Source organism: Streptococcus porcinus (genome assembly GCF_901542335.1).
Taxonomy (GTDB): domain Bacteria; phylum Bacillota; class Bacilli; order Lactobacillales; family Streptococcaceae; genus Streptococcus; species Streptococcus porcinus_A.
This window is the reverse complement of sequence record NZ_LR594036.1, coordinates 1,476,020-1,502,134: the sequence shown is the minus strand read 5'-3', so window position 1 is coordinate 1,502,134 and position 26,115 is coordinate 1,476,020. Positions and strand designations below refer to the sequence as shown.

16 protein-coding genes and 4 pseudogenes are annotated in these 26,115 nt (G+C 36.5%); 19 read left to right on the top strand and 1 reads right to left on the bottom strand.

Annotation, left to right across the window (positions count from 1 at the left end; all coding sequences use genetic code 11):
- The first annotated feature begins 449 nt into the window (after positions 1 to 449).
- From FGK96_RS07185 to FGK96_RS07135, 11 genes and pseudogenes are all read left to right on the top strand, one after another.
- Positions 450 to 1,970 carry an L-lactate permease gene (locus FGK96_RS07185; protein WP_138082641.1) on the top strand — a complete coding sequence of 507 codons (1,521 nt, stop codon included), beginning with the start codon at positions 450 to 452 and terminating at the stop codon, positions 1,968 to 1,970.
- 132 nt (positions 1,971 to 2,102) lie between these two features.
- A pseudogene (gene lctO, locus FGK96_RS07180) lies at positions 2,103 to 3,270 on the top strand (L-lactate oxidase).
- Positions 3,271 to 3,451: 181 nt separating this feature from the next.
- Positions 3,452 to 8,380 carry a S8 family serine peptidase gene (locus FGK96_RS07175; RefSeq protein ID WP_138082639.1) on the top strand — a complete coding sequence of 1,643 codons (4,929 nt, stop codon included), beginning with the start codon at positions 3,452 to 3,454 and terminating at the stop codon, positions 8,378 to 8,380.
- Between the two features lie 133 nt (positions 8,381 to 8,513).
- On the top strand, positions 8,514 to 10,160 hold the full coding sequence (locus tag FGK96_RS07170) for a hypothetical protein (protein ID WP_138082637.1): 1,647 nt from the start codon (positions 8,514 to 8,516) through the stop codon (positions 10,158 to 10,160).
- A gap of 235 nt (positions 10,161 to 10,395) precedes the next feature.
- Positions 10,396 to 10,581 (top strand): annotated as a pseudogene (locus FGK96_RS07165) (DUF1275 family protein); the annotation flags it as partial.
- Between the two features lie 62 nt (positions 10,582 to 10,643).
- A protein-coding gene (locus tag FGK96_RS07160) for an IS3 family transposase (RefSeq protein WP_420031105.1) occupies positions 10,644 to 11,989 on the top strand; the annotation gives its coding sequence in 2 pieces (ribosomal slippage) (positions 10,644 to 11,085 and positions 11,085 to 11,989; 1,347 coding nt in all).
- A gap of 35 nt (positions 11,990 to 12,024) precedes the next feature.
- Positions 12,025 to 12,549: pseudogene (locus tag FGK96_RS07155) on the top strand (YoaK family protein); the annotation flags it as partial.
- 124 nt (positions 12,550 to 12,673) lie between these two features.
- The gene (gene metG, locus FGK96_RS07150; protein ID WP_138082633.1) at positions 12,674 to 14,677 is read left to right on the top strand and encodes a methionine--tRNA ligase; all 2,004 of its coding nucleotides are present in this window, start codon (positions 12,674 to 12,676) and stop codon (positions 14,675 to 14,677) included.
- Positions 14,678 to 14,787: 110 nt separating this feature from the next.
- Complete coding sequence (locus FGK96_RS07145; RefSeq protein WP_138082631.1) at positions 14,788 to 16,437, top strand: phosphatidylglycerol lysyltransferase domain-containing protein; 1,650 nt, start codon at positions 14,788 to 14,790, stop codon at positions 16,435 to 16,437.
- 226 nt (positions 16,438 to 16,663) lie between these two features.
- Positions 16,664 to 18,007, top strand: a complete 1,344-nt coding sequence (gene brnQ, locus FGK96_RS07140; protein WP_138082629.1) for a branched-chain amino acid transport system II carrier protein — start codon at positions 16,664 to 16,666, stop codon at positions 18,005 to 18,007.
- Positions 18,008 to 18,093: 86 nt separating this feature from the next.
- A pseudogene (locus tag FGK96_RS07135) lies at positions 18,094 to 18,998 on the top strand (magnesium transporter CorA family protein).
- A gap of 397 nt (positions 18,999 to 19,395) precedes the next feature.
- Here FGK96_RS07135 and FGK96_RS07130 read toward each other — a convergent pair.
- Positions 19,396 to 20,169, bottom strand: a complete 774-nt coding sequence (locus FGK96_RS07130; RefSeq protein WP_138082627.1) for a hypothetical protein — start codon at positions 20,167 to 20,169, stop codon at positions 19,396 to 19,398.
- Between the two features lie 451 nt (positions 20,170 to 20,620).
- Here FGK96_RS07130 and FGK96_RS07125 point away from each other — a divergent pair, with 451 nt between their 5' ends.
- From FGK96_RS07125 to FGK96_RS07090, 8 genes are all read left to right on the top strand, one after another.
- Complete coding sequence (locus tag FGK96_RS07125) at positions 20,621 to 20,857, top strand: DUF2829 domain-containing protein (RefSeq protein WP_138082625.1); 237 nt, start codon at positions 20,621 to 20,623, stop codon at positions 20,855 to 20,857.
- On the top strand, positions 20,850 to 21,548 hold the full coding sequence (locus FGK96_RS07120; protein WP_138082623.1) for a 3-oxoacyl-ACP reductase: 699 nt from the start codon (positions 20,850 to 20,852) through the stop codon (positions 21,546 to 21,548). The genes FGK96_RS07125 and FGK96_RS07120 overlap by 8 nt, the downstream gene beginning before the upstream one ends.
- Before the next feature lie 33 nt (positions 21,549 to 21,581).
- Positions 21,582 to 22,091: a GNAT family N-acetyltransferase gene (locus FGK96_RS07115; RefSeq protein ID WP_138082621.1), complete on the top strand. Its 510-nt coding sequence runs from the start codon at positions 21,582 to 21,584 to the stop codon at positions 22,089 to 22,091.
- A gap of 13 nt (positions 22,092 to 22,104) precedes the next feature.
- Positions 22,105 to 23,070, top strand: a complete 966-nt coding sequence (locus tag FGK96_RS07110; protein WP_138082619.1) for a Gfo/Idh/MocA family protein — start codon at positions 22,105 to 22,107, stop codon at positions 23,068 to 23,070.
- A 97-nt stretch (positions 23,071 to 23,167) separates the two neighbouring features.
- Positions 23,168 to 24,547 carry a bifunctional UDP-N-acetylglucosamine diphosphorylase/glucosamine-1-phosphate N-acetyltransferase GlmU gene (gene glmU, locus FGK96_RS07105; RefSeq protein ID WP_138082617.1) on the top strand — a complete coding sequence of 460 codons (1,380 nt, stop codon included), beginning with the start codon at positions 23,168 to 23,170 and terminating at the stop codon, positions 24,545 to 24,547.
- A 23-nt stretch (positions 24,548 to 24,570) separates the two neighbouring features.
- Entirely contained in the window at positions 24,571 to 25,122 is a 552-nt protein-coding gene (locus FGK96_RS07100; RefSeq protein ID WP_138082615.1) for an NUDIX domain-containing protein, read from the top strand.
- A 2-nt stretch (positions 25,123 to 25,124) separates the two neighbouring features.
- Positions 25,125 to 25,382, top strand: a complete 258-nt coding sequence (gene macP / locus FGK96_RS07095; protein WP_138082613.1) for a cell wall synthase accessory phosphoprotein MacP — start codon at positions 25,125 to 25,127, stop codon at positions 25,380 to 25,382.
- 12 nt (positions 25,383 to 25,394) lie between these two features.
- Positions 25,395 to 26,084, top strand: a complete 690-nt coding sequence (locus tag FGK96_RS07090) for a 5'-methylthioadenosine/adenosylhomocysteine nucleosidase (RefSeq protein ID WP_138082611.1) — start codon at positions 25,395 to 25,397, stop codon at positions 26,082 to 26,084.
- The last annotated feature ends 31 nt before the right edge of the window (positions 26,085 to 26,115 follow it).

Below are 26,115 nucleotides of genomic sequence, written 5' to 3'. Positions count from 1 at the left end.
AACTCAAAACTATTTTAATCAGATTGGATAGAGGTTGGAAGTAAATGTCTATCTAAGAATATGACAATTTTCTATGTGATAAAACCTAGATGCTTGTTTAAAAAATTAATTTTGAACCTTCATTCTACTTTTTAGTGTTTACACTAAAGGTTCTGAAACTGTTCGCTGAGCTAATGCTTACAAGAACGATGACGAGAGATATTCTTATTTTCTTCTCTAAATAGTCATTCAAATATAAGAAATTCACAAAGTTTTTTTCTAACATATTAAATAAACGCTGTTAAGACAAGCTTTATATGATCTTTTTATTATAAAAAGAAAAAGTTTGTGAAAAAATTAAGTGGATTTTCTTGACAGGTAGGTCTAATATTTATATAATATTAACATAAATTGAAAGCGCTAACAAATTATATTGATTTTATCTTGTAAAAAGAAAGGTTTTAGACTATATGTTTCAAGCAACATTAGCCGTTATTCCTATTTTATGGTTGATTCTATCTTTGGCAGTTTTCCGGATCCGAGGGGATTTGGCCTGTTTCATAGGACTAATCATCACACTTTTAACCAGTATTTTTGGTTTTCAGTTTAGCGTTAAGGACAGTTTAACTGCTGCTTTAGAAGGGGCAGTAATGGGTTTTTGGCCTATTATCTATATCATCGTAGCTGCTGTATTTACTTATAATTTGACCACAGCTTCAGGTGGTATGACTGTTATCAAACGTTTATTAATGACTATTACAGAAGATAAACGTGTTTTGGTGCTTATTTTAGCCTGGGGGTTTGGAGGCTTTCTTGAAGCTATTGCAGGGTTTGGCACTGCGGTAGCTATTCCAGCGAGTATACTAGTAGCATTAGGAATGAAACCTTTACGGGCTGCACTGATCTGTTTAATTGCTAATACAACTCCCACAGCTTTTGGAGCTATTGGATTGCCTGTGACAACTTTGGCACAAGTCACTGGACTAGAGGTTAGACAACTCTCAGTAATTGTTTCCTTGCAGCTCTTTATTTTGATTGTAGCTATTCCGTTTGTGCTCGTGGCTTTAACTGGAGAAGGTAGAGCGCCTATTAAAGGGGTATTTAGTTTAACTTTAGCATCTGGCTTAGCTTTTGCTCTTCCACAGGTTTTAGTTTCCCATTATTTAGGTGCAGAACTTCCTTCAATTATCGGTTCTCTCTTTTGTATCTTGGTCACTATTTTAATGGTGAAATATAGAGAAAGAGGAAGTCAGGCTAAGGTGGTAGATGAACCAGTTGATCTAAAAGAAGGTTTTAAAGCATCCTTACCATTTATTCTTGTTTTTGTATTTATTATGCTGACCTCCTCCTTATTTCCAGCTATTAATAATGTGCTAGCCAAAGTTTCGACCACGTTCTCTATTTATACCGGTGAGCACGCAAAACCCTATACAATCAAATGGCTGGCTTCACCAGGAACGATGATAATTCTGGCTACTTTTTTAGCAGGATTATTACAAGGTATGTCATTTGGAGAAATTCTAAGAATCCTAGGAAAAAGTATCAAACAGTTAACAAAGACAATGTTGACAGTAGCCTCAATTGTAGCTCTCTCGAAGGTTATGAGCTATAGTGGAATGATTAATACAATCGCTATAAGCTTGGTGGCTGTAACAGGTGGTTTCTATCCTTTTATTGCGCCAGTTATAGGTACTCTTGGAACTTTTATTACTGGTAGTGATACCTCTGCCAATGTTCTCTTTGGTGAGTTACAGGTAAAAGCTGCTAGTAACCTCAATATGAATCCCTATTGGATGGCTGCGGCCAATATGACGGGAGCGACAGCGGGTAAGATGATTTCCCCGCAGAGTATTGCAGTAGCAGCAGTGGCTATTGGTTTAGAAGGCCAAGAAGGAAAGCTTTTAAAAGAAGTTATTAAGTATTGTGCGCTCTATATTATACTGACTTGCTTTGTTGTTTTTGCAATTGGAAAATTGCTAGGATACTTATAATCTAATCAAATATGAGATTAATTTATTCCTAATAAAAAATGCGCGAGCATATATTTTGACATTAAAAAATTGGTTTAATATAATTTAGTTATAATTTGTAGGCGTTATCAATTATTTAAAAGGAGAATATTAATGACAGATAACATTGAAATGGCAAATGCAGGTATTGAGTTTAAAACAAGTAGCGCTGAAGGAAACGTTCTTTGTGAATGTCTTTGATCTTGAAAAGATGGCACAGAAAGTAATTCCTAAAGGGGCTTTTGGCTATATAGCAAGTGGAGCGGGTGACACTTTTACGCTACATGAAAATATTAGATCATTTAACCATAAATTAATTGTCCCTCATGGATTAAAAGGTTTTGAAAATCCAAGTACGGAAGTAACATTTGATGGAGATACCTTAACTTCTCCAATAATTATGGCCCCTGTTGCAGCTCATAAATTAGCTAATGAGCAAGGAGAAGTTGCCAGTGCAAAAGGGGTTAAGGAATTTGGTACAATTTATACAACAAGTTCTTATTCAACCACTGATTTGCCGGAAATTTCACAAGCACTAGGAGATTCACCACATTGGTTCCAATTCTACTATAGTAAAGATGATGGGATCAACAGACATATTATGGATCGCTTGAAAGCTGAAGGTGTTAAATCAATTGTTTTGACAGTTGATGCAACTGTTGGAGGAAACCGTGAAGTAGATAAACGTAATGGCTTTGTTTTCCCCGTTGGGATGCCTATTGTTCAGGAATATCTGCCAGATGGTGCAGGTAAAACGATGGATTATGTTTATAAATCAGCTAAGCAGGCTCTATCACCAAAGGATGTTGAGTACATTGCCCAATATTCAGGGCTACCTGTCTATGTTAAAGGTCCACAGTGTGCAGAAGATGCCTTTCGTGCACTAGAAGCAGGTGCTTCAGGTATCTGGGTAACTAATCATGGTGGGCGTCAATTAGACGGTGGTCCAGCAGCATTTGATTCATTACAAGAAGTTGCAGAAGCAGTTGATCGTAGGGTACCAATTGTATTTGACTCAGGAGTCAGACGTGGTCAGCATATCTTCAAAGCTCTAGCTTCTGGAGCAGACCTTGTAGCTCTTGGTCGTCCAGTTATTTACGGGCTAGCAATGGGAGGAAGCGTCGGGACTAAGCAAGTTTTTGAGCACTTAAATGATGAGTTGAAAATGGTGATGCAACTTGCTGGTACGAAGACAATTGATGATGTTAAACATTTTAAATTGAGACATAATCCTTACGACTCTTCTATTCCATTCAGTCAGAATGCTTTAAAATTAGATTAAAATTTAGTTTGCCCCCTTTTTGAATGGGGCATTTTTTTAAATTCTATTAAAAAAATTGCTTCAGAACTTTGACTACTATTCTTCGAAATCGATTGCGTTTCCACAAAATTTGTGATTAAATAAAAATTAATGTTCTATTGGAAAAATGATAGAAAATATTAATTTAGGAGATAAATTACAAGTGGAAAAGAAAGAACGATTTTCGTTAAGAAAATATAAATCAGGGACTGTATCTGTCTTAATTGGAACAGTCTTTTTTGTAGGAACGAGCCATGTTTCTGCAGAAGAAACCTCAAGGATAACGCCAGAGGAAATGCCGCAGTCACTGGTTGCAAAAGAGTTAGTTCATTCAGATGAGCTTTCTAGTAATGAGGTTGGTGAAGAAGAACAACTTAAGGTTCTGGCAGATGTCGCAACAGACGTTTCAGACACCCAGGAGCTTAATCCAGAAAAAAGCGAAGTGCCCATAGAGGGCATTGAGCAAGAGTTACCTGCTTCTATTGAAGAGACTCCAATTAACACTGATACTCATGATTGGACGCAAGTGACAGGGGCTTGGGAAAAAGGCTATAAAGGGCAAGGTAAAGTGATTGCAATTATCGATACTGGAATTGATGCTAATCACAAAGCTATGAGAATTAGTGATATCAGCCGAGCAAAGTTCAAAGATGAAGAATCTATGAATCTACAAAAAGCAAAGGCAAACATCAACTATGGGAAATGGCTTAATCAAAAGGTTGTTTTTGCACACAACTATGTTGAAAACAATGACAAGGTTAAAGAGGTTAAATTTGACTTTGATTTAGACGATGCTTCTTTCTTAGATTCTATTGAGAGCACTATTATTCAAAGTGTAGATAAAAGAAGACGCCGTGTTTATCCGAGTTCAACTAGTGATAAACCTAAAGAAACAGTGATTCAAATTAATCCAGACGATTTTAGTCAGTTCATTGATTGGACAACTGAAGATGATGACAGTCAGTATGAGTCTCATGGGATGCATGTTACAGGTATTGCTACCGGAAATCCCCTTGAAGCATCGCCTACGGGAGAACGTTTCTTAGGGGTGGCGCCAGAAGCTCAAGTTATTTTTATGCGCGTCTTTGCTAATGACTTAATGGGAACAGGCGAAGCACTCTATATTAAAGCTATTGAAGACGCGGTAGCTTTAGGTGCTGATACTATTAACCTTAGTTTAGGCGGGCCTAATGGTTCTTTCTTAGGGGGTAATGCTTCCTTGATGGCTGCTATTGAACAAGCTAAAAAAGCTGGCGTTTCAGTTATCGTGGCAGCAGGCAATGAGCGTTTATTTGGCTCTGATCATGCAGACCCTTTTGCTAGCAATCCGGACTATGGTATTGTTAACTCACCTTCAACAGGAAGAATTCCAACCTCTGTTGCAGCTGTTGATAACAAAATTGTGATTGAACGCTTAATGAAAGTTGAAGGTTTAGAAAATCGTGCTGATTTAAATCATGGAAAAGCCCTTTATACAGAATCGACAGATTATAAAAAAATCCAAGAGGAACTTTCTTTTGATAAAAATTATGACTTTGTTTATATTAATCAGCCAAGTGACGAAGCATATAAAGGAAAAAACGTTACCGGTAAGATAGTCCTTATTGAACGTAATCCTAAATATCTTTATGTGGAATTGATAGCACAAGCTAAAAAGCATGGTGCAGCTGGTATTCTTATTTTTAATCATATACCAGGTCAATCTAATCGTAAAATGCAACTAAGTAAAGAAGGACGAGTTCTCCCATCGGCTTTTATTTCACATGAGTTTGGTAAAGCAATGTCTCAGCTAAATGGCACTGGAACAGGACGCTTAAGTTTTGAAAGTAAACTATCAAAAGCACGCAACCAAAAAGCTAATCAAATGAACCATTTCTCTAGCTGGGGCTTGACATCAGATGGCTATTTAAAACCAGATATCACGGCGCCTGGGGGAGATATTTATTCTACTTATAATGATGATCATTATGGCAGTCAAACGGGAACGAGTATGGCATCTCCTTATATTGCGGGGGCAAGTTTACTTATTAAGCAATATCTTGAACAAGAACATCCAGAGATTAAAGCAGAAGAACTGTCGGATCTTATTAAGAATTTGTTAATGAGTAATGCAAGCATTCATAAAGACCCTAAAACTGGATTAATAACCTCTCCACGCCGTCAAGGTGCTGGACTTCTAAATGTGGAAGCTGCCATAACAAGTGGCCTTTACATCACTGGTGAGGAACAGTATGGGAGTGTTTCTTTAGGGAATGTTGGAGAGAAAATAAGCTTTACAGTAACTGTGCATAATATTTCCAAACAGGCTAAGAAGCTCCGCTATGTAACGGATTTAATGACAGATAAAATTGTCGACGGTCGTTTTGACTTAAATTCAGTGCTTTTAAAATCAGACCAAGGTCGTGTTATTGAAGTTCCTGCTAAGGGGAAACAGTCTATTACGATTTCTATAGATACGTCTGAGTTTACGAAAACACTTACTGAACAGATGCCTAATGGGTACTTCCTAGAAGGCTTTGTGCGTTTTGAAAATGCTGAAAATCAAGTAAAAGATAAAATAAATATTCCATTTGTTGGTTTTAAAGGAGAATTCCAAAGCTTAGCAGTTGTTGAAGACTCTATTTATAATTTAAAATCTAAGGGAGAAAAGGGGTTTTATTTTGAAGAATCTGAAACTCCTGATGAGGTATATGTTGGAAAACATTATACAGGCTTAGTGACAATTGGTGCCGATGCGAATGTCTCAACAAAAACAATTTCTGACAATGGTCTTCATACCCTTGGAACATATCGAAATAAAGATGGCAAGTTTGTCTTGGCAAAAAATCAGTCTGGAAAAGTTGTTCTTGCAATTTCTCCAAATAGTGATAAAAATCAAGATTTTGTTGCTTTTAAAGGCATCTTTTTAAGAAAATATAAGGGGCTAAAAGCAAGTGTTTATCGTGCTGATGACCAGCAACGTCAGAGCCAATTGTGGACAAGTCAACCCCATAATGGTGATAAGAATTATAACAGTGATATTCGTTTCCCTAAATCGACAACCTTATTGTCAACGGATTTTTCAGGTAAAACTTTAAGCGGTGAGGATTTACCAGATGGTAAATATCAATATGTCGTTTCTTATTATCCAGATATCATCGGGGCAAAACGTCAAGAAATGGTGTTTGATATCATCGTCGACCGTGAAAAACCTTTACTAAAATCTGGTAGTTTTAATCCAAAAACAAGAGAATTCAAAGTTCTTGATGTTACTGATCGTGGCCAATCGGGCATACTTAGAGACAGTGTTTTCTATTTAGAAGAAAAAGATGGCAAACCATATACTATTTCAATAAACCAAGGATTTAAGTATGTATCTGTGACTGATAATAAAGTCTTTGTTGAAAAATCGAAAAATGGGAGCTTTATATTACCACTTGATAAGGCAAAATTAGCAGATTTTTATTATATGGTTGAAGATTTTGCGGGTAATATTGCCATTGCAAAACTTGGTCAACAATTACCAGATCAGCTTGGTGATGGGATTATCACTATCCCGCTAAAAGATGGTGATTATCAAAATTATCAAAGCATAGAAGACAATTTGGTGATGACTGAGGGTGATTCTGGTTTAATCACTAATCAGTCAGATATTATGATTACTAATCGTAATCGTCCGCTTAGTCGCTTAGCTAAGGCTAACCAGACTAAGATCATTCTGTCACCTAATGGTAAAGGTAATAGAGATTTCATCGCCTTTAGAGGGCTACCAGGTAAGGTTTATCGTGACCTAAGTGTAAGTGTTTATGGAGCGGCTGATAAGGTGAAGAGCTCTGCTATTTGGACAGCGCCTCAAAATGCTTCAATTGATGATTTAAGCACAACAAGCTGGAGTGGTCAAACGCAGTTAGGTGAGAAAGTTCTATCGGGTGCTTACCGTTACGTTATCACTTACCGTGATGCTTCAGGTCAGCTCAAAAAGCAAGAACATGAGGTGTTCGTTAGTCATGAAGAACCTATTATTACTAAAGCTATTTTCCGTAAGGACGGTGATAAAGAGTTCTTTAAACCAGGGAAAGTCTTTGATCCGAACACTGTTGGCATAGCTCGAGAAGAAGTGTTTTATGTGCTAGAAAAAGATGGTCGTAAATACGATATTGATACAAATAAAGATATTATATCTATTAGTGATCGTCGTGTCCTTATTCCTAGAAATGAGGATGGTAGCTATACTATTCCCAAAATTGAGGGTGTAGCTGAAGCTGACTTCTACTATTTAGTTGAGGATAAGGCTGGTAATATCGTTTATTCAAGTTTATTACCAATGAGAAGTGTCCCTGACGGCCATGGTATTCTAGATATTTCTTTAGCTTATAATAATAGTGTTGATAGACCAAAAATTCCTATTACCTATCTGGTGAGAGATGAAAAAGGTCAAGCTCTTGACAAACTAACCTATTATGATGATCGTTCACAAGTACTGATATTACCTTTTGGTAGATATAGTTTGGAACTATTAACTTATGATCAAAATGTAGCAGAACTTGTTTCTCCAAAAGTATTCAAGTTTGAATTAAGTCAAGATAGTGATTTTGTTCACCACGCCTTTATCACAAGGAAATCTGAGTCTGGAATGGTTAGAGTCATTTTTGATAGGTTGTTACCAGAAGGAAGCAGAGTTTCTTTACAGTCAGAAAATAGTCAACTTATAAATCTAGATCAATCCTTGTATGTGCCAAATGCCTATGGAGCCTCAGTTCGGGACGGTCATTATAATATTATTGTGACTTTACCAGAAGGCTACCAAATAAGTGGAACTACAAATATTAAAGCTCTTCAAAACGATGTTACTGAAACACATTTGCAAATCTTGTCTAAGAGAGCTCTTGTAACTGATGGAACGCATTTTGAGCTTTTAAATGAAGTATCTAAACCGACTATTCAAAATAATGTAGACGCAGGTCAAAATGTGGAGAAAGTTTCACAAGTTAATGACTCAACATGGCAGTTACCAGCAACGGGAGATAAGCAATCTTTCCTAGCTATGTTGATGGGAATTATCCTTCTTTGGATGGTTAAGTTAGGGTTTTCTAAAAAAATGAAGGAAAAATAAAAAATTAACCAAATAGTCTATAAAGACTGGCTTATTGCCAGTCTTTTGTACTGCGTGATACAGTAAACTTTCTTCCGATATGGTATAATAAGATTCATGATAGTTTATCATTAAAAATATTTAGGAGAATGAGATGAAAAAACAGGTTCAATCTTTAACAGGGTTCCTCTCTCTACTGATCATTGTAGTCTATTACTGGGTAAATCTGCCACCACTTAATCCCTTGAGTGGCGATTTTTGGGTCTTTCTTATTTTCATTCTGTTTCTTTTAGCTGTTAATATTTTTGTCATGTCACTTACTAAAGGTTTGACAGAGCTATTCCAAAGGAAATATTCTCAAAATCAAGCTAAAGACGTCACTCGGTATTTTAATTTCTTTTCAGGCAGTGTGCGCTGGCTCATCTTTCTTATTTTAGCTATCTCTATGGGGTTGGCCTTGCTATCAGTGTTAAACTCAAGAGTTTTGCGGGCTAAGAGTTATGCTAAAGTGATTAAGGTTAAAGATGCTGACTTCAAAACAGATTTTCCAGAAAGTGATATTTCAACTTTAGCACTCTTGGATAGAGAGTCTGCAGAAAAAATTGGAGATACCTATTTAGGAACTATTGATAAAGTTTCACAGTTTGGTATTTCAGATGAATACCGGCAGATTACCATTGGAAAACAACCTTTTCGAGTATCCCCATTAGAATATAAAAGTTTTTGGAAATGGGTAACAAATCGTCAAGAGGGGATTAGTTATTATGTCAAAGTCAATCAAACAACTGGTAAGGCTGAGCTTGTAAAACTGTCAAAACCGATGAAATACTCAAATTCTGAATTCATGTTCCGCGACACCATGCGTCATTTACGTTTTAGTCATCCCTTTACTATTTTTTCTGATCCATCTTTTGAAGTAGATGATGATGGGAATCCCTTCTATATTGCAACCACTTATGCTCCAAAATTTGGCTTATCATCAATGGATCCAAATGGTGCAATCATTCTTGATGCTGTGACAGGAAAATCGCGTTACTATAGCTTAAAAGAGATTCCTAAGTGGGTTGATCGTGTCTACTCCGCTGAAAATGTTATTAAACGGGTAAATGATTATTATACCTATCAAAATGGTTATTGGAATACCATTTTTAGCCAGTCAGGTGTGAAGAAAACAACTGATAGTTATAACTATATTACAATAGGATCAGATATCTACTTATATACAGGAATTACTTCTGCAACAGCTGATTCCTCAAACCTTGGCTTTATCCTAGTTAATATGAGAACACGACAAATTACTAATTACAAATTAGCGTCGGCTACAGAGACTTCTGCCATGAAGTCAGCAGAAGGTGAAGTTCAGGAAAAAAACTATAAGGCAACTGCGCCAACACTTGTTAAATTGAATAATAAAGCCTTCTATCTTATTCCGCTGAAAGATGATGCTAGTCTGGTTAAATCTTATGCCTTAGTAGATGCAGAAGATTATCAGCAAGTGACTGTTAATAACGATATTTCGAGCTTAATTGCTCAATTTACAGACCGGGATACAAGCGGATTAACTTCCCTAGGAAGTTCAACTAAGAAAGTAAAAGTGATTCAAGGTCAAGTCCAAGAGGTAGCAAGTCAAATTGTCTCAGGAACAAGTATTTACTATTTGATTTCTGATGGTAAGATTTATAAAGTAAAAGCAAGTAGGGAAAGTTCAGATCAGCTTCCATTTCTTAAAATTGGAGACCACTTTAAAGCAGAATTGGGAGAAGAGAACTTCTTGCAAAACTTCAAGATTGTCGAAAAATAATATCAATCAAAGTGGATGAATTTTTCATCCACTTTTTCTGAAAATTTATCCTCAAGCTAATTGTTTTCGAAAACTAGCTGTGCTATACTAAATCTAATCTTATTAAAGCTTTCAGCACTTACCTAAAGTAAGAATTTTGAAAGCTATTTGGGCTGAAGAGAGCCTCATATTCAAATTTTGTAAAAATACTGGTTAACAGTATTTTTATTTTGTTATTTGTGAAATGGAAGGAAAAATGTCGAATCAATCACGAAAAAACAAACGAAAAAGGCATAAAGTCTATGAAGGAATCCGCTGTGCTTCAGCTTTGACCTTTATCAGTGGCTATGTTAATACTTTTACATTTCTGACTCAAGGGAGGCGTTTTGCAGGAGTTCAAACCGGAAATGTGATGTATTTGGCTATTCGAATAGTCGAAAAAGACTATCTTTGTACTGCACCCCAAAAGTTGGACAAAAAATCTAACATTTGGGGTGTTTTTGTATGAAATTAAGTTATGAAGATAAATTAGAAATTTATCGTTTAAAGAAGTCAGGTGTTTCCTGGACTCAATTAGAGATTCAATTTGGAGTAACCCGCTGCAACTTAAAATATACCATTCGACTGATGGATCGTTATGGAGTCGAGATCGTTAAGAAGCAAAAGTACCAAGCTTATTCACCTGAAATGAAGCAAGAAATGATTAATAAAGTCTTGAAAGATGGGCAATCCTTAATGTCAGTTTCTCTAGATTACGCCTTCCCAAATCCAGGAACTCTTGCCAATTGGATAGCGCAATACAAGAAAAATGGTTATACTATTGTTGAGACAACAAAAGGGAGACCAGCAAAAATGGGACGTAAACCAAAGAAAACTTGGGAAGAAATGACTGAATTAGAGCGCCTTCAGGAAGAGAACGAATATCTCAGAACGGAGAACGCCTTCCTAAAAAAGTTAAAAGAGTTAGAAGAACGGGACGAAGCTATCGAGAAAGAACGACAGAAATCATTAAAGAAATGGTTGATGGAGGATTTAAATTAGGTTTACTTCTAAGAGCAGCTCAATTAGTTCGTTCAACCTATTACTATCATCTTAAGCAACTAGAACAAGATGATTTAGACAAGTCCATTAAAAACCAAATTCAAGAAGTCTATCAGAAACATAAAGGTAACTATGGCTATCGTCGAATCACTTTGGAACTGCGTAACAGAGGTTTTATCATCAACCACAAAAGAGTTCAGCGCTTGATGAAAGAACTAGGTTTGGCAGCGAGAATACGTCGCAAAAGACGCTATTCATCTTATAAGGGTGAGGTTGGAAAGAAAGCAGATAACCTTATTCAACGCCATTTTGAAGCCTCTAAACCTTTTGAGAAGTGTTACACCGATGTGACTGAATTTGCTTTACCTGAGGGAAAACTCTATTTATCACCAGTTCTTGATGGTTATAATAGCGAGATAATAAACTATACCATTTCACGTTCTCCTAACTTAAACCAAATTAAAACGATGCTAGAAAAGACATTTCCAGATAAATACTATAACGGAACTATTTTACATAGTGATCAAGGCTGGCAGTATCAGCACAACTATTATCATCACTTTTTAAACTCTAAAGGTATCCGTCCATCTATGTCACGTAAAGGAAACAGCCCTGACAATGGGATAATGGAATCCTTCTTTGGCATATTAAAGTCAGAAATGTTCTATGGCTATGAGAGCTACTATAAATCTCTGGGAGATTTAGAAAAAGCTATTAAAAAATATATTGATTATTACAACAATAAACGGATCAAAGTAAAACTAAAAGGACTTAGTCCCGTACAATACAGAACTAAATCCTTTGCTTAAAATATAATGTCTAACTTTTGGGGGTCAGTACACTTCAAGCCTTGGATTTTTTATTACCTATTTTCTTCTTTATGCTGGGACAAAGTTTTGCTTACTTTGCTCATAGATGGTCCAACAAGCACCATCTGCATTGGCATTTACTGGCTAGTGCGATGCTTACTACTATAGCTTTAGTGACAAGCTTCGTAACGCCATTTACAAGCCAATTTATAACTGTAGCTGCACTGGCTTTTTTTGCATCAATCCAAGTAGACACCTTTAAGTCCTTACGAGGAGCCAATTATGCCAATGTCATGATGACGGGCAATATTAAAAATGCAGCTTATATTTTAACTAAGGGACTATATGAAGGAAATAAAGAGCTCATTCTTATTGGCCGTAATACTTTGATTATTATTATGACTTTTATTTTAGGGGTTATTTGCTCAACCTTTTTATCTTATCAATTTGGTGAGTTGGCACTTATTGCCATGTTACTTCCTTTAAGTTATGTCAATTATTTGCTCTTAGCAGAACACCTCTATATTCGACGAAAAATCAAACCAATTGTTGGTAGATAAGTTCCTAGACTTGGTTTTTTGCCAATTAGAATATGCTATAATAAGTTAATGTCTCTTGAGAAGGTCGCTAAAACCGGTTAGAGAAGAAATTGAGAAGGTTTCATTAGCCTTGAAAGGAAATCAAATGACTGATAAAAAACCATTTTATATTACAACCCCTATTTACTATCCATCAGGGAAATTACATATTGGTTCTGCCTATACAACTATTGCTTGTGATGTTTTAGCTCGTTATAAGCGTTTGATGCATCATGATGTCTTTTATCTAACAGGACTTGATGAGCATGGTCAAAAAATTCAAACTAAAGCAGAAGAAGCGGGAATAACCCCCCAAGCATATGTTGATGGTATGGCGAGGGATGTTAAGAAACTATGGTCTTTACTTGACATTTCATATGATAAATTTATTCGCACGACAGATTCTTATCATGAAGAAGTAGTGGCTGAAGTTTTTGAAAAATTATTAGCCCAAGATGATATTTATTTAGGCGAATATTCAGGCTGGTATTCTGTATCAGATGAAGAGTTCTTTACTGAAAGTCAATTAGAAGAAGTTTTCCGCGATGAAAACGGTAAAGTAATTGGTGGTATTGCTCCTTCTGGGCACGAAGTTGAGTGGGTATCAGAAGAGTCTTACTTTTTACGTCTAAGTAAATATGCTGATAAGTTAGTAGCTTTCTTTAATGAACATCCTGAATTTATTCAGCCTAACGGTCGAATGAATGAAATGCTTAAAAACTTTATTGAGCCTGGTTTGGAAGATTTAGCTGTCAGCCGGACAACCTTTACCTGGGGAGTCAAAGTGCCATCAAATCCAAAACATGTGGTCTATGTTTGGATTGATGCGCTTCTTAACTATGCAACGGCCCTAGGTTATGGGCAAGAAATGCATGAAGACTATGACAAGTTCTGGAATGGTACTGTCTTCCACATGGTTGGCAAGGACATCCTGCGTTTCCACTCCATCTATTGGGCAATTCTTCTCATGATGTTGGATATGAAATTGCCAGAACGCTTGATTGCCCACGGTTGGTTTGTCATGAAAGATGGTAAAATGTCTAAATCTAAGGGGAATGTTGTCTATCCAGAAATGCTGGTTGAACGTTATGGGTTAGATCCTCTTAGATATTACCTAATGCGTAGTTTACCAGTTGGTTCAGATGGTATGTTCACGCCTGAAGATTATGTTGGACGGATTAATTATGAGCTTGCTAATGACTTAGGTAACTTACTAAACCGTACCATTGCTATGATTAATAAATACTTTGGTGGTCAAATTCCAACCTACCAAGCAGGTGTAACGACTTTTGATGCTGATTTAGAAGCAATTGTAGCTACACAGATTGAGGAATACCATGTGCAAATGGGAGCTGTTGACTATCCACGTGCTTTAGAAGCTGTTTGGACTATTATTTCTCGAGCTAATAAATACATTGATGAAACAGCTCCTTGGTTACTAGCTAAAGAAGATGGCAATAAAGAAGATTTAGCATCTGTTATGGCTCATTTGGCAGCTAGCCTACGTGTAGTCGCTCACTTGATTCAACCATTCATGATGGAAACCTCGAATGCTATCATGACTCAACTTGGTTTAGAAGCGGTAGCAGACTTGGAGGACCTTTCATTAGTTGGTATTGCGGCTCAAACCACAGTTATTTCTAAAGGCCAACCTATTTTCCCACGCCTTGATATGGAAGAGGAAATTGCTTATATCAAGGAACAAATGGAAGTTGGCTCGGCACTTCCCGAGGAAAAAGAATGGGTTCCCGAAGAAGTTGAACTCAAATCGGAAAAAGAAGAAATTAAATTTGAAACTTTTGATGCTGTTGAGATTCGCGTGGCTGAAGTTAAAGAAGTTTCTAAGGTCGAAGGTTCGGATAAATTGCTGCGCTTTCGTCTTGATGCAGGTGATGGAGAGGATCGTCAAATCCTATCTGGCATCGCTAAATTTTATCCTAATGAGCAAGAATTAGTTGGGAAAAAATTGCAGATTATTGCTAATTTGAAACCTCGTAAAATGATGAAAAAGTATGTCAGTCAAGGGATGATTTTATCAGCTGAACATGGAGATCGTTTGACTGTCTTGACAGTTGATCCGCAAGTTCCAAATGGGTCGGTGATTGGTTAAGTTGCAAGTTGAAAAAACTATTTCCAACTAGTAGTGGTTGAAAATAGTTTTTTCTTAAGTAACCTTTAACCTTAAAACAGTAGACTAAGCAAAAACTATAGGGAGTGAGTATGCCTATTTTTCGTAAATTTCAGTTCTTTAAGAATAAAAATAATTATCTTGTTTTGGAACTTATTAGAGCTTTATTCTTTTATGTCATGGTTGGGCTTTTCTATCTATCTGGAATTATCTTGATATTGATGGTAACAAGCCATGATGCCATTATCAATCTACCTATTATCAAAGATAGTTTTTACGGTTTAGCCAGCATGGCCCTTATTCGTCAGGTGCCTAGTTTACTTTTGGGTTTCTCGCTGCTTGTTTGTGGGCGAGCGATTGGAAATAGGAGTGCAAAAGGTTTCTTTCCAACTTTGGTTTTTCTGTGCTTAGCTATTTTATACACAATCTTTTTTTACAGAAGTTTTGCACCGACGGCAGTCTTGATTTTTTTGGTTCTATTACTCTGTGCTAGTCGACCAAACCTCTATCGTCGTCAGCTTATTATTAGTCATGAAGATGCTTTTCTTGATGGGGTTATCTGGTCTTTTTTGAGCCTTTCCTATTTTATTTTAGGTTATACTAATTTGGTAGACTTACATCATAGATCGCGTATTTCTTTAGAAGAGCATTTTTCGGTACCTACTTTTCATTGGTGGTTAATGGGCTTATTGACTTTAGTTTTGGTTGCGATTAGTTTAACTGCTTTAATACTATTCTTAAAGTATCGACGAGTGGAGATTGGTCATCCCTTTGATAAAGAGCGCTTTGAGCAATGCTTAAAAAAAGGTGATCATCATTATACTGGATTGGCTTATCTTCAAGACAAAAGGATTTGGTATTATCGGGCTCAAGGACAAGATCAAATAGCTTTGCAATTCAGATCATATGGGGATAAACTTCTCGTTATGGGAGATTTCTTTGGTAATCGTGATTATTTTGATGAAGCATTAGAAGCCTTTATGAATGAGGCAGATTTATATAATTATCATCCTGTATTTTATGAGGTATCCGAAAAAGAAGTCATGGCAATTCATGACCATGGTTTTGATTTTATTAAATTAGGAGAAGAAGGAATTGTTGATTCTGCTCAATTTTCACTTTCAGGTAAGAAAAAGCAAAATTTAAGGTCAGTATCTAATCAGGTCGAAAAGGCTGGCTATGTCTTTTCCGTTCTTGAACCGCCTTACTCTAAGAAGTTGATATCATCATTAAAAGTGATTTCTGATGAATGGCTGGCCGGTCGAAAAGAAATGGGATTTTCACTTGGTTTTTTTGACGACTTTTACTTGGGTCATAGTGACATTGCCATTTTAAAATCAATGGAAGGTGAGATTGTTGCTTTTGCTACTATTGAAAAATCTGATACAGAAAAGATGCTCTCGGTTGACTTAATGCGTTATTTGAATAAGGCTCCAAAAGGGGTTATGGACGCTCTCTTTATAAGATTAATAAACCATGCTAAACTAAAGGGAGTTGACTATTTTAATATGGGGATGTGCCCTTTATCTAATGTAGGTAAAAATCGTTTTAGTTTTCTTAATGAAAAATTGGGCTATTTGCTTTATCAATACGGTTCTCAAATTTACTCTTTCGATGGTCTAAGGCACTACAAGCAAAAGTTCGCCCATAAATGGGTTCCCTACTACATTGCTTATCCTAAACAATGTTTGTTTTTATTTGTTATAGTTGCCTTAGTTCAAGTCTCCTATCGACAGAAATAGCTACCGTCATCTTGAAAGTGGAGAAAGCTATTTACATAAAAATAAGGGCCTTCAGGCCTTATTTTTATGTAAATAGTTAGAAAATTTTGAAAAAGGGGTAGTATAATCACGCTTTTTTGTTATAATAGAAAGCAATTATTTATGGGGCAAGAATTAACAGATAGTTGACCCTTTAACAAAAAAATTAGAGGAAAGGTGTAAACTTAAGTTTACATAGAGGTGCTTTATGCTAAAAAAAGGATTTTTGACAGGGTTGCTATTATTTGGTATTTTTTTTGGAGCTGGAAATCTCATTTTTCCACCGGCCTTAGGTGTGGCTTCTGGTAATCGTTTTTGGCCTGCTATTTTAGGATTCTGTTTGTCCGGCGTTGGTTTAGCCATTATCACTCTGTTAGTGGGAACTTTGACTAACGGAGGTTTTAAACATGAAATGGACCTTAAGTTTAGCCCTTGGTTTTCGCTCAGCTTTTTGGTTATTCTGTATTTAACTATTGGTCCACTTTTTGCTATCCCAAGAACAGCTACGGTGTCTTTCGAAGTTGGACTATCGCCTTTGGTTGGTAACAGTCAGATGGCTCTCATGATTTTTTCTTTTTTCTTTTTCTTGGCTGGTTATCTACTTGCTAGTCATCCTACTAATATAATGGCCAGCGTAGGTAAGGTTTTGACCCCTATATTTGCTCTGCTTATTCTTTCACTGGTAGTTGTAGGAGCATTTAAATATGGTCAAACAGGCAGTGGTCCAGCTAGTGCTGAGTATCTCACTAATGCTTTTGGTGGAGGAATTTTAGCGGGTTATAATACAATAGATGCCCTAGCTGCAGTTGCTTTTTGTTTAGTAGCAACTGAGACCTTAAAACAATTTGGCTTTGCTAATAAAAAAGAATATTTATCAACGATATGGGTAGTCGGAGTAGTGACAAGCCTAGCATTTAGCATTCTCTATATTGGCTTAGGCTACCTAGGTAACAAATTTTCTGTTCCAGAAAATGTACTGACTGATTCTTCAATCAATAAAGGGGCTTATGTTCTAGCGCAGGCTTCTTATCAGTTATTTGGTTCCTTTGGACGCTACTTCCTTAGTGTCATGGTCATTTTAACCTGTTTTACCACTACAGTCGGTTTGATCGTTGCGGTATCTGAGTTTTTTGCTAAACATTTTACCAAATTATCCTACAAAGTTTATCTTAGTCTCTTTACCCTTATTGGTTTTCTAATTGCCAACTTAGGCTTGAATGCCGTTATTGCTTTTTCACTTCCAGTACTTTCTCTACTTTATCCAATTGTTATCGTTTTAGTAGTCATTATCCTACTTAATAAGTTAATGCCCCTATCTAAAAGAGGGATGTCTTTGACTATAGTCATCGTAACCTTCATTTCCTTTTTAGAAGTTTTAGCTGGATTATTGCCTAAAACAGCTCTTGCGACTTTTGCTGATTATTTACCGCTTCACGCTATGTCAGTGGGGTGGTTATTACCAACAATGTTTGGTCTCGTTATTGCTATGCTGTTACCAGATAAGATAAGAGGAGAAGTTTTTGATTTAAAACAATTTGAAAAGAAAGCTTAAAAGGAACTAATGATAATCTTAGTGAGAGCCAATTGGCTCTTTTTTTGATATACTGACAGATATCATAGTCTGAAGGAGTAGGGGTTTTGAAAGAGATTAGTAAAGAAAAGTTTAAGTTGTATATGGCAAATGCTGATAATGCAAAAGACCTTCTTTATCTGAAACATGAGCTTAACATTGATTCTGAGATTTTAACTTATGCCGCAGATAAGAATGAGTTATCCCATTTAGAATATGATCGTGACGAAAAAACCTTATTATTGATTTATAATGTTTTAGATATTTCTAAACAGGATTACCATTATCAGACAGTCCCTATCACTTTTTTTGTTTACGGAAATCATCTTATTACAATCTATAAGGATAAAAGCAGTTATATTGTTAAACAAATGGAGGATTTACTAGAGAAAAACAAGTCCTTATCACTTTACAAATTCTTGTTTACGATCCTTTATCTCGTTTCCAAAAATTATTTTCCCACAGTGGACAGCCTTAATTCAGAACGAAATCGATTAAATAATCTATTGCGAGAGAGAACGAGTAAGAGAGAACTTTTGCAACTGTCAGACTTAGAAACGGGCTTAGTTTATATCGTCTCAGCAAGTAAACAAAATGTCCTCTTAATTGAGCAATTAAAAAGCCACCTCTTGTATCTCGGACTTAATGATGTTGAAGAGGAACAATTAGACGATGCCTTGATTGAGGCGCGACAGTTAGTGGAAATGGCGCAATTATCTGCACAAGTTTTGTCACAGTTAGAAGGCACCTATAACAATGTCTTAAATAATGAGCTGAATGACACCATGAAAATTTATCTATTCTATTAACTATTCCAAGTATTGTGACAGGATTTTTTGGAATTAATGTGCCTTTGCCACCGCTTTTAACTCACCATCCGTTAGGGTGGTTAATGGTGATAGGAATTTCAGTCATTCTTTGGTTTGTTATGGCATTTATCTTAAAACTGATGATGGATTATAAACGTAAATAGAGTTCTTGGGTGTACGCTAATAGGCTATCTCAGTAGCACCTCTTAATCATCTTTTATTATTTTAGAGAAATACTAAGAAAATATTATTGTAAATAAAAAATAAGTTAGTTTACCTAGGGGGGGTGAAATAAGATTAGATACAGAAAATACTTTAGCCACCTCTTAATTGCTGGTGTAACACATTTATAGGACTTTTTAACATCTTTAAATATTCCCTCAATGTTTACGTTTGTACTAAAAAGGTTATCAAATCAATTTTTGATAACCTAAAAAGTAATATATGGTGAATATATTGTTAATGAATTCAGAAAGAAAGAACTAGCACCTCGAAAAGGTGCTTTTTAGTTTGGCTTACTGATTTGCTATAACATGCTGAGCACTACTAGGAAAAAGAAAATCAACCTCTCAACCAGCCTTTGAAGTTTGCCAAATGACCTTGGATACCATCTCCCACGCGTTTGTGCCAAGGTTGGTTATTGTCGTATTCAATATATTTTAGATAAGTTTCTTCAGCAAGTTTTTGTTCAGTAAGCTTTTGCTCTTCTTCATGTTTTTTACGTTTTTCATTCGCGAGCTTTTCATTTTCCTCTTTTTCTTTCCTTATAGTTTGTGAATCTCTTAAGAAAATACTACCCGCTAGTACCCCCTCATCTGACTTGAACACTAGCGTTAATCGCTGATTTTCCTCGGAAGGATACTCTACTTTTATATTTATAGGTAACCCTGAAGAAGCTTGATTGTCGTTATATACAATCCCTAATTGCATATTTTGTTCGCTGTCTTTGTATGTTATTAATTTAGGACTAGTGTTTTCTGCTTTAGGTATACTGTAATCATTATTTGTTTGATTGTCAGAGAGACCTGTATTGTCTTTGAGGTATTCTTCTTTCATTTTATCATTTATTGATATTGGATTATAATTTTTCCCATCTTTTTTTAACCAAAAAGACCAACCCGTTGGTAATGTAATTGTTATTTTATTATCATTATCGATACTAATAGGTATTTCGTTTCCATTGTCATCAGTAACTTTTTGTTGATTTGGGTCTAACTCCCATTTCAGATTTTCCTGTGAGGTTTCTTGGCTTACTTTGATTTCTTCTTCCGCCATCACATTCGGTGTTGCTTCAAGAGCAAAGAGTGCTACGGCTAACAGTAATAGTTTTTTCACTTTAGATCTCCGTTTCTAGAATTAAAATCTAATTTGATTATAACGCTTTCAATCAGAGAGATATAGAGCATTTTTTTAGATAAATGTTAAAGAATGACCAAATTATGTTTTTCAGTGAATAGTATGTTATAGATACGAATCAGCTATAAAAAACAATTAATTTATTGAGGGTTTTCACAAAGTGTGATACTATACTGTACGAAGTGAGCTGTATTGATTCATTGAAGAGAGATTGTAGGGAGTTAATCAAATAGATTTTCCTATTTGACCTTTAGATAACTCGCTAATTTTAGTTAGTCTTTTTTGCTCATTATAGCAATGGTAATTCTGTTAAAAACAAGTAGCAAGCCTATTTTTTAAAGCGTTATGAGCAAGAACGTGAACAATAATTTATACTTTCAATAAAAAAGCCTAGCTATATCAACATTTATAGAGAACAAAGGAGAAAACCATGACATTTGAAGAAATTTTACCAGGGCTAAAGGCCAAGAAAAAATATGTACGAACTGGCTGGGGTGGTGCTGAAAATTATGTACAACTCTTTGATGTTATTGAACAAAATGGTCAAGCATTAGAAGTAACCCCTTATTTTTTAATCAATGTTTCAGGTGATGGAGAAGGTTTTTCGATGTGGTCACCAACACCATGTGATGTTTTAGCTAGTGATTGGATTGAAGTCAATGACTAAAAAAGTTCTCGTTACGGGTGTAGCTTCAGGAATTGGTAAGGCCCAAGCAGAATTATTTTTAAAGAAGGGTTATCAGGTTTATGGAGTTGATATCAAACCTAAGCCAGACTTATCAGGTAACTTCCAATTTTTGCAAATGGATCTTTCGTCAGATTTAGCTCCCCTTTTTCAATGGCTACCATCAGTTGACATTCTCCTCAATACGGTTGGGGTATTGGATGCTTATAAACCTCTCCTAGAAATAGACATGGCGGACTTTGAAAAACTATTTGCACTTAACTTTTTTTCAATGGTTAAGCTTACACGCTTTTATTTGGAGAAAATGCTGGTGCAACAAAAGGGGATTATTATTAATATGTGCTCCATTGCTAGTTTTCAAGCTGGCGGAGGCGGTGCTGCTTACACAAGCAGTAAACACGCTCTTGCTGGCTTCACTCGCCAATTAGCTTTGGATTATGCCAGAGCGGGGATTCAAGTCTTTGGTGTAGCACCAGGTGCTGTTCAAACAGCTATGACAGCCAGTGATTTTGAAGACGAAGGTTTGGCTGATTGGGTGGCACAAGAAACCCCAATTGGAAGGTGGACTCAGGCTGAAGAAATAGCAGACCTAACTTATTTTTTGGCCTCTGGCAAAGCTGCGTCCATGCAGGGAGAAATTGTTAAAATTGATGGCGGTTGGACCCTTAAGTAGCTCTGCTATTAACAAAAAGGAATGGAACTAGAGATGATTATTAGAAAAGAAGAAAAAGAGGATTTTAGGGCGATCCACCAGTTGGTAATAGAGGCTTTCGCTTCGGCAGAACATAGCGATGGTAGGGAACAAGACTTAGTTGAAGCCTTACGTGAGGGCGATTCCTATATAGCAGAGTTGGCTTTGGTTTTAGAAGTTGATCAGCAAGTACGAGGTCATATCATGTTTACCAAAGCAAAAGTTGGCCAGCATGAGGCTTTAGTTTTAGCACCCTTAAGTGTTGCTCCTTGCTATCAAAAGCAGGGATATGGCAGGGCCTTGATTGAAAGAGGGCATCAAGTGGCAAAAGATCTTGGTTATGATCTCATTTTAGTATTAGGTAGCGACCGCTATTATCCTAAGTTTGGCTATCAACCAGCAGAGCTTTTTGGCATCAGTTTGCCGCAAGGTTTCCCTCCAGAGAATTTTATGGCCTTATCATTATGTGGGAATCATCATTTCTTAGGCCAAGTCAGCTTTGCTAAGGAATTTGGAATAGATTAAGGAGAAGAAGCAGATGAAATTAACAGTTATTGGAACAGGAAAGATCGTTGAAGAAGCTCTACCAGTTTTATCAGAAACGAAAGGGATAGAACTTAAGGCAATTGTTTCGACTAAAAGAAGCCTTGATAAAGCCAAAATGTTTTCTAACTTATACGAGATTCCCCACTTTTTTGATGATTTAGAGGAAGCCTTAGCCGATAGCAATAGTGATACTGTCTATATTGCTACGCCCAACCATTTACATTATGAAATGGCAAAGGCTGCTATTTTGGCTGGAAAACACGTTATCTGTGAAAAGCCTTTTACTTTGAAGCTATCACAAGCACAGGAGCTGGCAGAATTAGCTAAACAAAAACAGTTAATGCTTTTAGAGGCTATTACCAATCAGTATTTAGAGAATTTCAGTTTTATTAAAGAACATTTGTCTGAACTCGGTGACATTAAAATTGTTGATTGTAACTATTCTCAATATTCTTCACGCTACGATGCTTTTAAAGATGGTGTGATTGCGCCAGCTTTTGATCCTGAAAAAGGAGGCGGAGCTTTAAGGGATTTAAATATCTACAATATCCATTTGGTGGTAGGTTTATTTGGAGAACCTGAGCAGGTAGCTTACCTGCCGAATATGGAGAGAGGTGTTGATACATCGGGGATTTTGCTTTTAGACTATGCTAATTTCAAAGTAGTTTGTATAGGGGCTAAAGATTGCAGTGCTGAAATCAAATCAACAATTCAGGGAAATAAAGGCTCTCTTGCAATCCTTGGTGCTACAAATACTCTGCCTGAAATTCAAGTGACAAAGAATGGTGAAGAGCCACAACACTTTAATATTAATCAAGGTAACCATCGGATGGTTGCAGAATTCCAAGTCTTTCAAGAAATAATTGATTTCAAAGATTTTGCACGTGCTCAAGCTGCTTTAAATCATAGTCTATCAGTGATGAAAGTCCTTGAAAAAGCCAGTGAAAGCCTGTCATAAGTGATTGAGATTGACTGTGTCAATCTCTTTTTTGCTATACTTCACTTGTAAATATGCTATAATGAGATGATATTGAATTTAGGAAAAAGGAAAAGATATGACAAATTATGCAATCATTTTAGCTGCCGGTAAGGGTACTCGTATGAAATCGGATTTACCCAAAGTTCTTCATAAAGTATCAGGTCTGACGATGTTAGAGCATGTCTTTAGAAGTGTTGCTGCGATTCAGCCAGAGAAAAACGTAACGGTTGTCGGGCACAAGGCTGAATCAGTAAAAGAAGTATTAGCTGGACAATCAGAATTTGTCTTGCAAACGGAGCAGTTGGGAACTGGGCATGCTGTCATGATGGCTGAAGCAGAATTGGCTGGCTTAGAGGGGAACACTTTGGTTATTGCAGGTGATACCCCACTTATTACTGGAGACAGTCTTAAAAATTTAGTTGATTACCATGTCAACCATAAAAATGTTGCGACTATTCTGACTGCGAGAGCTGAAGATCCCTTTGGTTATGGTCGTATCATCCGCAACAATGATGGGGAAGTGACAAAGATTGTCGAACAAAAAGATGCTAATGAGTATGAGCAAAAAGTTACTGAGATTAACACTGGGACCTACATTTTTGACAACAAACGTCTTTTTGAAGCTCTAAAGAACACCAATACGAACAATGCGCAAGGTGAATATTACTTAACGGATGTTGTTGCTATTTTTAGGGAAAATCGTGAAAAAGTTGGAGCATATGTCCTTCGTGATTTTAACGAAAGTTTAGGAGTTAACGACCGTGTAGCGCTTGCTACTGCCGAAGCTGTTATGAGACGACGCATCAACAAATTTCATATGGTTAATGGTGTTACCTTCCAAAATCCGGATGCCACTTATATTGAAAGTGATGTTATTATTGATCCCGATGTGCTATTGGAAGCAAACGTGACCTTAAAAGGAAGTACAAAAATAGGTGCAGGTACTATTTTGACTAATGGAACGTGTCTCGTAGATACTCAGGTAGGTCAAAATGTTGTCATAACAAGTTCCACTATTGAAGAATCAACGTTAGCTGATGGAGTTACGGTTGGACCTTATGCCCATATCAGACCAGGTTCGACCTTAGCTGAAAAGGTTCATGTTGGAAACTTTGTTGAGGTTAAGGGCTCCTCAATCGGGCAAAATACCAAGGCTGGGCACCTAACTTATATAGGTAATGCGGAAATAGGCTCAGATGTTAACATTGGCGCTGGTACCATCACAGTTAACTATGATGGTCAGCATAAATTCAAAACGATCATAGGTAATAATGTCTTTATCGGTAGTAATTCAACATTGATTGCGCCACTTGAAATTGGTGACAATGCTTTAACTGCTGCTGGCTCTACCATTTCAAAAAATGTAGTGGCTGATAGTATCGCCATTGGCAGAAGTCGTCAAGTGACAAAAGAAGGCTATGCTAGACGTCTACCACACCATCCTGAAAATAAATAAAACGGATATAAAGGAGAAGAAGCATGGAATTTGAAGAAAAAACGATTGCTCGACAAACAATTTATGAAGGGGCTATTTTTGATGTCGTTGTTGATGATGTTGAATTACCCAATGGTTTGGGACAAGCTAAGCGAGAATTAGTTCTCCATCGTGGTGCCGTTTCTATTCTAGCAGTCACTCCAGAAAATAAGATTCTTATTGTAAAACAGTACCGTAAAGCTATTGAGGATGTTTCTTATGAGATACCAGCGGGAAAATTAGAAATCGGTGAAGAAGACTCTGAACTAGAAGCCGCTAGTCGTGAACTAGAGGAAGAAACTGGTTATAAAGGGCAATTAGAGCAAATTTCTGAATTTTATACAGCAATCGGTTTTTCAAATGAAAAGATAAGATTGTACCTTGCGAGAGATTTACAAAAGGTTGAAAATCCGAGACCGCAAGATGATGATGAAGTTCTTGAAGTGTACGAGTTGTCTTATCAAGACTGTTTAGATCTGATTGCTACGGGACAAATTGTAGATGCCAAAACTATCATTGCTATCAATTACTTTGGTCTATATCTAGGAGGTAGCTAATAATGGGCAAATCCTTATTAACTGACGAAATTATTGAAAAAGCTAAACGTGGAGAGTATATCGAAGAGGATTTTGAGGTAGATTCTGAAACAAAGATTGTGACTTTTTCAGAGGATACGGAAGATAATTCTGAGCGGATTTATAAAAGTCGACGCATAGAAAATGCCAAGCGTCATCAATTTCAGTCAAAGTTGAATATGTTATTGATTGCCTTGGTTCTTTTGATTGCTTTTCTTATTTATGCCATATTTAACTTATAAGAAGGATAACAAATGAAAATCGGAATAATTGCCGCAATGGAAGAAGAATTGCGCTTGTTAGTGGAGCAATTAGCTGACAAAGAAAGTCATAATATTTTAGCGAATACCTATTATACTGGTAAGATTGCTGGACAAGACATCATCTTAGTTCAATCAGGTGTTGGCAAAGTTATGTCTGCAATGACAGTGGCTATTTTAGTTGAATACTTTAAGGTTGATGCCTTGATTAATACTGGGTCTGCAGGTGCAGTTGCACCACATTTGCAGATTGGTGATGTGGTCGTTGCAAATCAATTAGTTTATCATGATGTTGACCTAAGGGCATTTGGTTACGATTACGGACAAATGTCCATGCAGCCCCTTTATTTTGAGAGTCACCCTGATTTTGTGACCATTTTTAAAACAGTTTTAGATCATGCAGAGTGCAATAGTGCTATTGGTCTTATTGCTACGGGGGATTCATTTATTGCAGGAGCTGAGAAACTCAATATGATTAAAGAGCATTTTCCAGATGTTCTAGCTGTGGAGATGGAAGGTGCAGCAATTGCTCAAGCAGCATACGCCTGTGGTAAACCTTTCATTGTCGTTAGGGCTATGAGTGATACTGCAGCACATGATGCCAACATTACCTTTGATCAATTTATCGTAGAGGCTGGTCGGAAATCTGCTCAAATTTTACTAGCATTTTTAGAAGCATTATAAAAAACGATTGGAAATAAGACCAATCGTTTTT

What these genes read in the sequence shown, in the direction of transcription:
- FGK96_RS07185 (WP_138082641.1), top strand. Translation starts at nt 450, where the DNA reads ATGTTTCAAGCAACATTAGCCGTTATTCCTATTTTATGGTTGATTCTA.
- FGK96_RS07170 (WP_138082637.1), top strand. Translation starts at nt 8,514, where the DNA reads ATGAAAAAACAGGTTCAATCTTTAACAGGGTTCCTCTCTCTACTGATC.
- metG (WP_138082633.1), top strand. Translation starts at nt 12,674, where the DNA reads ATGACTGATAAAAAACCATTTTATATTACAACCCCTATTTACTATCCA.
- FGK96_RS07145 (WP_138082631.1), top strand. Translation starts at nt 14,788, where the DNA reads ATGCCTATTTTTCGTAAATTTCAGTTCTTTAAGAATAAAAATAATTAT.
- brnQ (WP_138082629.1), top strand. Translation starts at nt 16,664, where the DNA reads ATGCTAAAAAAAGGATTTTTGACAGGGTTGCTATTATTTGGTATTTTT.
- FGK96_RS07125 (WP_138082625.1), top strand. Translation starts at nt 20,621, where the DNA reads ATGACATTTGAAGAAATTTTACCAGGGCTAAAGGCCAAGAAAAAATAT.
- FGK96_RS07120 (WP_138082623.1), top strand. Translation starts at nt 20,850, where the DNA reads ATGACTAAAAAAGTTCTCGTTACGGGTGTAGCTTCAGGAATTGGTAAG.
- FGK96_RS07115 (WP_138082621.1), top strand. Translation starts at nt 21,582, where the DNA reads ATGATTATTAGAAAAGAAGAAAAAGAGGATTTTAGGGCGATCCACCAG.
- FGK96_RS07110 (WP_138082619.1), top strand. Translation starts at nt 22,105, where the DNA reads ATGAAATTAACAGTTATTGGAACAGGAAAGATCGTTGAAGAAGCTCTA.
- glmU (WP_138082617.1), top strand. Translation starts at nt 23,168, where the DNA reads ATGACAAATTATGCAATCATTTTAGCTGCCGGTAAGGGTACTCGTATG.
- FGK96_RS07100 (WP_138082615.1), top strand. Translation starts at nt 24,571, where the DNA reads ATGGAATTTGAAGAAAAAACGATTGCTCGACAAACAATTTATGAAGGG.
- macP (WP_138082613.1), top strand. Translation starts at nt 25,125, where the DNA reads ATGGGCAAATCCTTATTAACTGACGAAATTATTGAAAAAGCTAAACGT.
- FGK96_RS07090 (WP_138082611.1), top strand. Translation starts at nt 25,395, where the DNA reads ATGAAAATCGGAATAATTGCCGCAATGGAAGAAGAATTGCGCTTGTTA.